Source organism: Mesorhizobium sp. ISC11, from assembly GCF_037162595.1.
GTDB lineage: Bacteria > Pseudomonadota > Alphaproteobacteria > Rhizobiales > Rhizobiaceae > Mesorhizobium > Mesorhizobium ciceri.
In genome coordinates, this window is sequence record NZ_JAVSPW010000001.1 from 1,734,076 (window position 1) to 1,745,545 (window position 11,470).

Here is an 11,470-nt window from a genome sequence, read left to right on the forward strand (position 1 = left end):
AATAAATGCATTTGCATCACTTATTGACGGTCCAACTCGATCGGCCGCCGGACCGGGTCGCCGGAGACGCCGGCTTCATCTAGACGCGCGACGATATGATTGACTAGCCTGATACCGGCATCGGACAAGCGCGGGTGCTTATAGAACAGTCCGACACGGATTTCAGCGAGCGCTGGAAACCCGTCCGTTTCGTCAAGAACGCGCATGCCAGGCAGCATCGTGTAGCGAGTGAGCGCGCTGACGCCAAGCCCATTCACCACGGCGTTCTGCAACCCCGCGATGCCGGAGCCCGTGTAGGCCACCCGCCACCGGATTTCTGCAGCATCGAGAGACTGGATCATGCGGGCGCGATAGGCACAACCTTCCGGGTGCGCCGCCAAATGCACCCCAGTTCCCAAATCGAAGCGCGCCCCTTCAGCAGCAGCCCAGATCGGCCGCTCGATCCACGAACGTGACAGGTACTGCGAACGCTCGTTGTTGACCATCGCGACAGCCAGATCGAGTTCGTCGGCGCGCAACCGATCGAGAATGTCGGCGCTCCAGCCGCAATGGATTTCAAGTGAGATCCCCGGATGCTGGCTGGTGTATTCGGTGATGACGCCCTGCAGGAAGGCCACCGCATAGTCATTCGGCAGGCCGATGCGCAACACGCCTGCTATCTTCGACCGGTTGAAATAGGAAGCGGCTTGATCGTTGAGCCGCAGCATCTCGCGAGCATAGCTCAGCAGCATCTCCCCCTCACTGGTCAGGAGCAGTGTGCGTCCCACCTGTTTGATGAGGGGGGCGCCGACCAGTTCCTCAAGCCGGCGGATCTGCAGAGAGATGGCCGGCTGGGTACGTCCAAGCGCGTCACCCGCCTTGGTATAGGCGCCAAGATCGATTACCGACACGAAGGTCCGCAGGAGGTCGGTCTGGAAGTTGATTATGTTGCGCATGGATTTATATTTCTCATACGTGGATCACGAATATAAATTTTCCATATCACGCTTGTCCCCACTAATCATCAGTCTGGATGGCCGAAATTGGGAGGATTGTATGTCGGATGCCACTGTTTTTGCGGCCGAACTGCCTTGGCCCGATTATGACAAAACGGTTCGCGGCGGCTCGGTGCCCATCCTCCTGCCGGTCGGCTCGATGGAGCAGCATGGCCATCACATGCCCATGCATGTCGACGTGCTGTTGCCCGTCGAATTCTCCCGACGCGTCGCCGGGAAAATCGGCGCACTGGTCGCGCCGCCCTTCACTTATGGCTACAAGTCGCATCAGAAGTCTGGCGGCGGCAATCACCTGCCGGGCACGACCAGCCTGGATGGTGCGACGCTGGTCGCAGCACTCCGCGACGTCATCAAGGAGTTCGCCCGCCACGGCGTACGCAAAATCTGTTTGATGAACGGTCATTTCGAGAACTCGTGGTTCATCGTCGAGGGCATCGATCTGGCCCTGCGCGAACTCGGCTGGGGGGGCATTGGCGATATGAAGATCGTCGTGCTGTCCTATTGGGATTTCGTCGATAAGGCGACCATCGCACGCCTTTATCCAGACGGGTTCGCCGGCTGGGACCTCGAGCATGGCGGCGTGCTTGAAACATCGCTGATGCTGGCGCTCTACCCGAACTTCGTTCATCTTGAGCGCGCCGTTGATCATAAACCGGCGAGCTTCCCGCCTTATGATGTCTACCCGCCCAAGCCTGAATGGACACCGCCGAGCGGCACACTGTCATCACCCAAGGAGGCGTCGAAGGCGAAGGGCGACATCCTGCTCGATGTTTGTGTAAGCGGCATCGTCAAGGCGCTGGAGGTCGAATTTCCGCGCTGAGGCGCCGTCGTGCGCACATTATGTGGAATGTACCGACAGAATTTCTGCCTTCCGACTTGTACATGGAGGCTGGAGGCCGGATGCGTTTGCGAGCGGCTGCCAGATGGTTGTGGCAGATGATCGTCGGCTATCCACAGCGCGGTGTTACAATTGAAATATGACGAAATGCCTGTCAGGTTTGCCGGCCAGGCGAAAACAGCTGCGCTTGGTGAAAGCACGGATGGCGATGGTCCGTGTCGACGTCAGTAGAAGCGACCGATACGTCGCAGACATGGCGGTTGGCACGGACTCCATTTCCGTGCCTCTGTCCCTGTCAAAAAGCGAAGGTGCGCGCATATTTTGCGGCCGAAGAGAGCGCGCAGCCTATCGCAAACGCAGGAGATCGCTCTGAATCTTGCCGAAACGCGTACAGATGTATGGGCGGACAGGCACCATGCCGGTCGGGCACAGCGGCTAGAAGCGCCTGTCCCAACATGAGCCGATCATTGAGAACGACAAGGTGATTACTCAGAGATCATCGATGCTATTGGTTGGACGCGCGACACTTCTTCATGGACTGCACATCACTCGCGTCTCGCGCAGTTTTCTTAATCCCTGTTCCAGACTGAGGCACCACCAGACGAGTTGCGCCATGAAGGTACCAGGTAAGCCAGTCCGCCCGCTCCATCAGTACGGAAATGGCCAATTAGGCGGTGCCTGCGATATCTCCTCGCCGATATATTCAGGTGCACTCAAGCCAGAATCACTGCGCGTCACAAGGGTGTCTGACGTGAACACGCTTATCAGATAGATGGCAGATTCGTGGACGAGACCGTAAACGGGTGACGCTGAGTATGGGTCGGGCCGATTTGACCGGCCCGACACCCCACGATGCCACTCGTGCGGGATATAAAACACTTGGTCAGCCGCCGACGATGTTGTGCTCCGGGCCGAAAGGAAAGCCGGTGATGTTTTCCGCTCCGCTCTCCTTCACGAACAGGATGTCGTGTTCGCGATAGCCGCCGGCACCTGGCATGCCTTCCGGCAGCATCACCATCGGTTCCATCGAGACGACCATGCCGGGTTGCAGCACCGTATCTATATCCTCCCGCAATTCGACTCCGGCTTCGCGGCCATAATAATGGCAGAGCACACCGAAGGAATGACCGTAGCCGAAGGAGCGATACTTCAGCAGATCCCATCCCCGGTACATATCGTTGAGCTCGATCGCGATGTCCTTGCAGCGTGCGCCGGGCTTGATCAGTTCGAGTCCTCGGCGGTGGACGGCGACGTTCTTCTGCCAGATATCGAGACTGGCGTCGTCGACATGATCGCAAAACAGCGTGCGTTCGAGCGCCGTGTAATAGCCGAAGATCATCGGGAACGTGTTGAGCGACAGGATGTCGCCGGACTGCACGAGACGGTTGGTGACGGGATTATGGGCGCCGTCGGTGTTGATCCCCGACTGAAACCAGGTCCAGGTGTCCATCAACTCGACATAAGGATGGGATTTCGCGATCTCACGGATCATGGCGCTGGTTGTCGCGATTGCCACCTCGTGCTCAGGCACGCCGGCCTTCACGGCAGCCACGCAGGCAGCACCGCCGACGTCGCAGACCCGTGCCCCCTCCCGGATCAGCTTTTGCTCTTCCAGCGACTTGATGGAGCGCATCCACATCGACGGCTGAGCAACATCGACGAATTCGACGCCTGGCAGTGCCTCCTCAAGTTGACGGCGGAAGTCGAGGTTGACGTGGTCGAACTCGATACCGATGCGCTTGGCGCCCGCAGTGAGTTGGCGCACTGCACGATAGAAATTGTCGCGGCGCCAGTCGGTGTAGGTGATGTTATCCCCAAAGCTGCGGCGGTATGGTTGCCCGCCGTCGATACCGGCAGAAATCGTGGTTGCCTTGTGGTGGTCGATTACCATGCCGTATTTGCGGCCGAAGTAGCAGTAGAGCCAGCCGGAATAATAGTTGATGCAATGGTATGATGTGAACAGCGTCGCATCTACATTGTGCTCGACCATCCAGAGGCGAATATCGTCCTGGCGCCGTTTCATTTCAGCTTCAGAGAACGGAGAATACTCCTTCTCGCCATTATGCCATGCCGTCACGTGTAACATGTCTTCAGTCATCGTGCTTTTTCCCTGCGAGGTTGATGCAGGAAGCTACGATCAAGAGGGCGTATCACGAAAATTTATTCACCTGATGGCTGCATTTTGAAAAATTATGGGATCACCAACCGCCTCAGGTATCCCTCATATTCCACGTCTCATTTCTTGAGCGAGAGCCGACACCTTACAGTCCGCACCAAACCTGAAAGCTCATTTTGAGATGATGAACGTCTACGTCGTCGGGCGAGCCATGCCACGTTCACTGGCGCTCCTCCAAAAGACTCGGGGCATCCCCTCGCCCAGAATGATTTGAGCTTGGACCGACGTAGTGGTCGCCCAACTGAGAGGCGGAAGTTCCGGAGCCGGTAGATTGCTCACGGGAAGGTGATCAAGATACATCGTATTCCGATATTTTGCGCGAAACGATCGCCGATTTCGGGCGTTCGGAGACCATCACGGTTCTTTACGAGTTGGAAGAAAGACATGACTGTTGCCCATCATCACGCCAAAGCAGAAACCCGCAAAAGTCGGCGCGGCGTTTGGCTATCTCCGGATCCAGTCGGCAGCATGGTGGTGCTATGGCGATTAACGATCCTATAGGCGATCGGACAACACTTTGTAGCGGCCCTCGCCGACAATGTCGGCGCGGATAACATTCTCGACCTGAACTTATCGCAACCGCCATAAGCGCGGTGGCGAGATCGGCCCGAATGACACTAAGCAGGCACGTCATGTGGAGTTCAAGCGTGAATCGCGGAATAGCAATTACCCTGGTCGTCGTTGTCGTGGGAATCGCAGCATTTGTCGTCCTCCGGGGTGGTAGATCCACGGCTGGAGGTTCGGGTGGAGAAACGCCACACGCACTCGATCGTCGGCCCTAGCGTGGAATTCGTCGAACCGTCGCTAGGGCCTTCATCAGGTCGCGTTTCGATGCGGAAACGACAAACTCACACTTGATCAGGAGAGTGCGCGATGTATCGGCTCATGCTGTCAGCAATCATCGTTATCGTAGGAGCTGTCCTCGTCGTCGGGGGCCTCTGGTTGGCGGTCTTGGGCGGTAGCTGGTTCTATTTGGTGCTGGGTGCGATGCTCACCGCATCCGGGATTCTGATGGGGCGTCACAACCCAACTGGGGTGGGGCTCTACGCCTTGGCGACACTGGTCACACTCTGCTGGGCGTTGTGGGAAGTCGGCTTCAACTGGTGGGCCTTGGCGCCTCGGGGCGGGCTGTTGCTGGTCATAGGGGTTTTGGTGCTCCTGCCAGCCATCATAAACAAGCTCAACCGTTCTGAACGGGTGGCGACAGGTTCCGATCGTGCTCGCCCAGGTTTCGATTTCAACAATGCCGCTTTGACGGCGGTGATCGTGTTGGCGGCTGCTGCAGGCATCTATTCAATGTTTCAGGATCCGGAGGAGGTGACGGGGACTTTCGATCAGGAGCGCATGGCGGCGGTGGCGTCTTCAGACGACGGTACCCCGCCCGGACAATGGGTCGCCTATGGACGTAACTCGATGGGCCAGCGCTATTCGCCCCTAGCCCAGATCACGCCCCAAAACATCGGCAAACTGCAGGTGGCGTGGACATTCAAGACGGGGCAAATCCGCGGGCCTAATGACCCGCAGGAAACGACCTATGAGGTCACTCCGCTCATGGTGAACGACACGGTATACATCTGCACCCCCTTCAGCACTGTCATAGCGCTCGACCCAGTTACTGGCAAAGAGAAATGGCGGTTTGATCCCAAGCTAAAAGAGCCACCTCAGGCCACTACTCAACACATGACCTGCCGAGGCGTCGCGTACGAGGAGGTCACGCCGGCGGACCTGCCCCCGAACGTTTCACTCGCGCCGGAGGTTGCCGGGGCGCCCGCACAGGCTGGCGCCGATCTCCAGCAGAGCGTCGATGAAATCACAACGCAGGCCGCCGGGGTGCCGCAAAATGTGGTGACTGGACAGGCACAGCCTGGGGCTCCCAACCCGGTCGTCAATCGCGACCAGCCGCCAGCCAGCGTGAGCATCACCCGCGAATGCATGAAGCGGCTTTTCGTCCCCACATCGGATGGCAGGCTCATCTCGATCAGCGCCGAGACCGGCAAGATCTGTCCGGGGTTTGGCGGCGCTGACGGGACCGTCAATCTGTGGGCCAACATGCCCAACGTGACGCCGGGTTCTTTCTATTCGACGTCGCCTCCCGTCATCACTCACGATCTGGTCGTCGTTGCCGGAGCGGTCAATGACAACGTGGCGACCACTTCTCCATCTGGAGTGATCAGAGCCTTCAACGCCTATACGGGCGCCCTTGTCTGGAATTTCGACAGCAAGAATCCAGGTGCCACCGCTCCTATTCCCAATGGTCAGACCTATTCCAACAATGCTCCGAATTCATGGAGTGTCGCCAGCTACGACCCGAAGCTCGGATTGATTTATTTTCCGATGGGCAACGAGTCCCCGGACCAATTTGGCGCCAAGCGCGGACCCGAAACCGAGCGGTTTTCGTCTTCGATCCTGGCGCTGCATGCGGACACGGGTAAGGTGGCCTGGGTCTTCCAGACCGTCCATCATGACCTTTGGGACTACGACGTGCCGGCTCAGCCGAGCCTGGTCGATCTCACCGTGGGCGGACAGGACGTCCCGGCTCTGGTTGCGCCGACCAAGCAGGGCGAAATATTTGTTCTGAACCGCCTCACCGGAAAACCCCTTCTGCCCGTCCAGGAAGAGCCCGCCCCGCAAGGCGCTGTCGACGGAGATCACACCTCGCCAACCCAGCCCCACTCGGCGGTATCATTCCGGCCTAAGCCGTTGACCGGAGCGGACATGTGGGGCGCCACAATAGTAGATCAGCTCTACTGCCGCATCCGCTTTCGTCAGCTGCGGTATGATGGGGTATTTACGCCGCCATCCACGCAGGGCAGCATCGTATATCCAGGAAATTTCGGTGTCTTCAATTGGGGCGCGATCGCGGTTGATCCGCAACGAGATATTGCCTTTGCCATGCCGGTCTATCTGGCGTTCACGTCCCAGCTTCTACCCAGGCCGGACAACACAGCTCGTGTGGTGAGCAAGAAGAATGCGCCTGTGTTCAATGAAAATTTTGGCGCCCCCTACGCGGCCAAGATGGGCCCATTCTACTCGTTTCTAGATCTGCCATGCCAGCAGCCCCCTTGGGGATATGTCGCTGGGGTGGATCTGCGGACAGGCAAGACCGTATACCGCCATGTCAACGGCACGGTCCGGGACCTGTCGCCCATACCGCTCCCGTTCGAGATGGGAGTGCCAGGGATTGGTGGACCGATCATCACCGGGGGCGGTGTCGCGTTCCTGAGCGGGACGATGGACAACTACGTTCGCGGCTACGATCTTCGCACAGGACGCGAGATTTGGCGCCAGCGGCTGCCGGCGGGTGGGCAAGCAACACCGTCCACCTACCAGGCTACTGACGGTCGGCAGTATCTTGTCGTTGTAGCCGGAGGTCATGGGTCTACTGGCACCAAAGCAGGAGATTCGGTAATCGCCTACGCGCTGCCTCGCTAGAGCTTGGCTCAATGAGGCTAAACAGTGCGTTTTCAGAGCTAATCGGGCGAGCCGTATGCATATCAGTTACGGTGGGCGTCGAACCTCGTCGGCAGCACGGTTGCCCAAACCGCCGATCGACGCTCTCGATCCGATTGCGCGGTGTATCAGATTGAGTTTAAGCAGGCCACCGCCCACGTGAGGACAAAGGTTTTGAGAGGATCCGATGTCTCGCACGAGAGAGCGGGATGTTATGAGCCGGTCAGGGAGCTTTCCCCCGTTCGCAGTCGTGCAACGGAGGTGCATGACGCGTTGATCGGAAAGCGCCGAGGCGACATGACGGACGAGAGTGGTTTCGCGCGCTGTGCAATCTATGATCCGCTCCCGCCATAAGAGGATTGCATGGCCTAATCTGTTATCCGGGCTGGGTTCGGCCGCACTGGCACGCACACTTTGATTTTGGCGCTTGAGATGCTCGGTTCGGGCGGTGCCATCGCATGGAGGACGTCAACTCTAACCCCGAGCACCGCGACCTGATGCGCGCCGCCGAGCGCGGCGATTCGGTGGACTGGGGCGTCGTCTACGCCGGTTAGAAGGCGGCAGTCGACTGGCCGACGGCCTATTTCTGGCGCGAACTCGCCGAGTATTCCCCGACGCCAAGCTCATCCTCACCGTCGCCGAGGATTGGTCGGGGCCTCAACTAGGCTAGCGTGCGATCCAGGCGACCAGATGTTCCTCACGCTTTGAGGTCATTGGAAGCCAGCGGCTGGCTGTTGCGCGTGGCGCTGGCATTCCATCGCCCGAAACCGGACAGGTCGAGAACCGCCTAAGAGCGACCGCGCCGACATCGCGCGACGGAAACGCCGGCCAAGCGACCGAGGAGATCGTCGTCGTGGACGGCGGCGCAGCGGCTGAAACGCTGCGGCGAGATCAGTACCGGGGCAGTATAAGATCAGCGATGGCCAATCTCGATCCGTTGATCGGCCGAATCTCTCCACGGACGGCCTCCCCAAGCACGGACATCATGCGTTGGTGGCCCTCGGAAGGGGCCATGTTCGGGAAGTCCGACCGGCCCGATCCTTGAGAACGAAGCCGAATGGCTGACCTCCCAGCCAAAGACCGGTTTCAAGCCGTTCGCGTTCGTCGGTCTCGGATGGCGGGGAGTGTGGGCTCCCCATTTGCGAGATTTTACGCAACCAACTTGGTTTGCCAGCATTAATCTGGAAAGCACCGGAGGTGCCCCATGCTGCATTACAGTGTGCCTCGGGAGTTTGAGATTGGCGACGAGGTCGCGTTGACCTCTACCGTCATCACGGTTCTCCCTAGCGGACGCGCCAGAGTAAGCATTCCGTCCTACGACCCTCCTTATTCGGTGGATGCACCACCTAAAGCCCGAGCTGGGGATAAACTTGTTCTTGTTGGAGACATCATCCGCATCGATCGCGAAGCCAATAAGCTGACGGTGCGGATTGACTGCGGCGGGGTGATAACCATCGACAAGTCGGCCATCGCTAGGGTAAGAAAGCACCGTCAGGGTTCGCGGCCTGACGAGGAAAGAACATCATTGTGATCGCGGCTTGCGAACCAATTTGACGCTCCACCGTATGAGAGTGGTCGGGAACGGCGATCGCGCAACCGGATGAACGGTCGCGTTTCGGCCTTTCGAAGAAATGCCGGCTATCCTCGTCACGTTCACGGTGCGCTGTCTGCTTGTCGGGCTATTCTTGCCGTTGAGCGCGCTCGACAAAGTGCTGAATTTCGACCAGGCGATTGGCCAGGCCTCGCAGGCGATCCCTGGTCGCGCATTCGCGACGGTGATGATCGCGGGCGGATTCTGTATCGAAGTCTTCATGTCCCTGGCGATCCTGGGCGGCGTTGCCGACCCGCCTCGCGGCCCTGATCCTGGCGGGCTATTGCCTCGTGACGGCGCTGCTTTGGAAACAGTTCTGGCGCCGGCCGGATTTCCGCCTGAAAGGCAGGAGCGAGGCCCGGGACGTGTTCTGGGATTTCCTCAAGAACCTCGCTCTTGCCGGCGGCTTTTGTCGCCAGAAGTTCGTCGTCCGGCGCTTGCTGTTTGGGCTCATGCTGCATTGGAGCACCTGTACATCCTCTGGCGTCGCCAGTCCTGCGAGTCGTGTTCGAGACTTTCATGAAGTGCTGTTGAAGGCGGTGCGAGACGTGACAGGGGCGGAAGTTCCGTTCATCCGGTGGAACACCACGGGTCCGGTGAATTAGGCCCGGCTTATGGATTCAACGACGCAAACGTCGCATTCTTCCGTTTGGGAGTGAGGGGCGTGGGCAAAGTCCAGCGGCGTCATGAAGGGGCAGACCAGGCTAACCGCTGGCGCAAAAGTGCCACCAAGCGGAGGCGCGGCTTTTGGCGGCTGGAGTATCTATTCGCATTGATCTTGGTGCCAGTGGCCGTGGTGCTATCGCAGAACCCTGGCATCATCGGCGCGGCTCCTAGCCTAATGCAACTGCCCGAAGCGGCTGACGCGGCTCCTAGCACGTCGCTCTTTTCCATTGGATGCAACATCAAGGGAAATGTCAGCATCGACACTGGGGAACGTATCTATCACGTCCCCGGCCAGAAATATTATTCACAGACGATCATCAGGCCGGAATACGGAGAGCGGTGGTTTTGCTCTGAAGCGGAAGCCCGCGCCGCAGGCTGGCGGAAATCTAGACGGTAGCCATTCCCCTACGGCTGGGTAGCCGCCTTCTTCGTCGCCAGAAGCGGGAGGCGCCTTGTCGGTGCAGGTTTCACGGGCTCTTTCGCTTCAACCTTGTTTTGCCTGGCACGGTATTGAAGCATCTCGGCAATAACCGCTCTTGCGATGCGCTTGAAGTCATCGGACTTCTCGGAGTCCTCAACCAGCTTCTTGAAATCCGCGATAACTCCCGCCTCGTTCAAAATGTGCCGTGGGAAGATTAAGGCCTTTTTCGCCTTTGCCATTTTCGCGACCTCTCCTTTTGGGAAAAGAGAGCGTATCAGGACTTGCTAATGAAACGCAAACGGCCCGCCTTTGGGGAGGGCGAGCCGTGTATGAAGTTCTATCGCCGCAATCCTATTCACATTTGAAGGATCCGCCTGAAAAGGTATTGCAAAGTTTGTCGCAACATTCGTCATCGCTCGAGCACTTTGCGCCAACGGGCTTGCAAAGAAGTTCTGATTTGGTGGCTTTCGACATGTTGTCTCCGGATTGCGGTAGGCTTTTCTTGCAAGCGCATCCGACCAAAGAGAGACCGATAACGAGCGCGCATAAGACATATTTGATTATATGCACGTTTATCCCCTCCTCCATTATAATCCCACTTAAAATAGCAGTGCGACGACTTAATACAAACAAAGAACGATGAATAGGTGGGCCGCACCCCAACTCATCCGTCTCCAAATGCGGGCCTGCCAACTAGTTTCAGGTCAGGAGTGCCTACCCCGTCAGCCGGGTCTGTCAAATATTGATCACCAACGGGACCGTCATCATGACCAATCCTTGCAAACACGAAAGATCGCCGAACTAGCGTCGCCTGCGGAGGCATTTGCTTCGGTCGAGGTCGCCGTCTCTTCGCTGATACCAGGAACATCGATGGTCTTGCAATGGCGCGGCAAGCCGGCCGTCGTGCGCCACCGCACCAGGCAGGAAATTGAAGGCGCCGGAGAACATGGCGATCCCGGTGTTCCATTTCATTTCCGATACCAAGATTCGTATCGACTGAGAGAAGGGACAGTTCAATGAGCGAGGGACATTCCACCTACAAGCCCCAGACCGGTATCGGCCGCTGGTTCGACACGCGCCTGCCACTGCCACGGCTGGAGCATACTTCGTTCGAAATAGGCCACCTCGTCTCGAATTCCCTTGCACAGCGGAGCCGGTCCATAGATGCGGTGCATGATCGGCGCCAACTTGCGCGCCAAGGCGACGACGGCGTGCTTGTGACCTCGTTTAGTCGCCAGCCGCATGCCCCAGGTCCGCAGCCCGCAACGCTAATTACATCGACAGCGTTAACTGTTCATCCATTTGGATGTTGACGCTTACTCTTCATTGGCGT

At 58.3% G+C, this 11,470-nt stretch carries 9 protein-coding genes; 6 read left to right on the forward strand and 3 right to left on the reverse strand.

The window, feature by feature from the left end; all coding sequences use genetic code 11:
* Nucleotides 1-20 precede the first annotated feature (20 nt).
* Nucleotides 21-935, reverse strand: a complete 915-nt coding sequence (locus RPF88_RS08790; RefSeq protein WP_064994895.1) for a LysR substrate-binding domain-containing protein — start codon at nt 933-935, stop codon at nt 21-23.
* On the opposite strand from RPF88_RS08790, the gene RPF88_RS08795 reads away from it, so the two are divergent.
* On the forward strand, nt 925-1,815 hold the full coding sequence (locus tag RPF88_RS08795) for a creatininase (protein ID WP_224674371.1): 891 nt from the start codon (nt 925-927) through the stop codon (nt 1,813-1,815). The two genes, RPF88_RS08790 and RPF88_RS08795, sit on opposite strands and share 11 nt — an antisense overlap.
* 901 nt (nt 1,816-2,716) lie before the next feature.
* Here RPF88_RS08795 and RPF88_RS08800 read toward each other — a convergent pair.
* Nucleotides 2,717-3,931 carry a M24 family metallopeptidase gene (locus RPF88_RS08800; protein ID WP_337122188.1) on the reverse strand — a complete coding sequence of 405 codons (1,215 nt, stop codon included), beginning with the start codon at nt 3,929-3,931 and terminating at the stop codon, nt 2,717-2,719.
* Between the two features lie 951 nt (nt 3,932-4,882).
* On the opposite strand from RPF88_RS08800, the gene RPF88_RS08805 reads away from it, so the two are divergent.
* The 5 genes from RPF88_RS08805 (at nt 4,883) to RPF88_RS08820 (ending at nt 10,113) form a co-directional block, all read left to right on the forward strand.
* Nucleotides 4,883-7,441, forward strand: coding sequence for a membrane-bound PQQ-dependent dehydrogenase, glucose/quinate/shikimate family (locus RPF88_RS08805; protein WP_224674373.1), 2,559 nt, complete (start codon nt 4,883-4,885; stop codon nt 7,439-7,441).
* Between the two features lie 396 nt (nt 7,442-7,837).
* A complete protein-coding gene (locus RPF88_RS33380; protein WP_411970053.1) occupies nt 7,838-7,957 on the forward strand; it encodes a hypothetical protein in 120 nt (39 codons plus the stop codon).
* Between the two features lie 706 nt (nt 7,958-8,663).
* Nucleotides 8,664-8,990 carry a preprotein translocase subunit YajC gene (locus RPF88_RS08810; protein ID WP_064994891.1) on the forward strand — a complete coding sequence of 109 codons (327 nt, stop codon included), beginning with the start codon at nt 8,664-8,666 and terminating at the stop codon, nt 8,988-8,990.
* 305 nt (nt 8,991-9,295) lie between these two features.
* Complete coding sequence (locus RPF88_RS08815) at nt 9,296-9,655, forward strand: hypothetical protein (RefSeq protein WP_064994890.1); 360 nt, start codon at nt 9,296-9,298, stop codon at nt 9,653-9,655.
* Between the two features lie 59 nt (nt 9,656-9,714).
* On the forward strand, nt 9,715-10,113 hold the full coding sequence (locus RPF88_RS08820) for a sunset domain-containing protein (RefSeq protein WP_224674375.1): 399 nt from the start codon (nt 9,715-9,717) through the stop codon (nt 10,111-10,113).
* An 8-nt stretch (nt 10,114-10,121) separates the two neighbouring features.
* On the opposite strand, the gene RPF88_RS08825 is transcribed toward RPF88_RS08820, so the two are convergent.
* Nucleotides 10,122-10,376 carry a hypothetical protein gene (locus tag RPF88_RS08825; protein ID WP_064994889.1) on the reverse strand — a complete coding sequence of 85 codons (255 nt, stop codon included), beginning with the start codon at nt 10,374-10,376 and terminating at the stop codon, nt 10,122-10,124.
* Nucleotides 10,377-11,470: the final 1,094 nt, after the last annotated feature.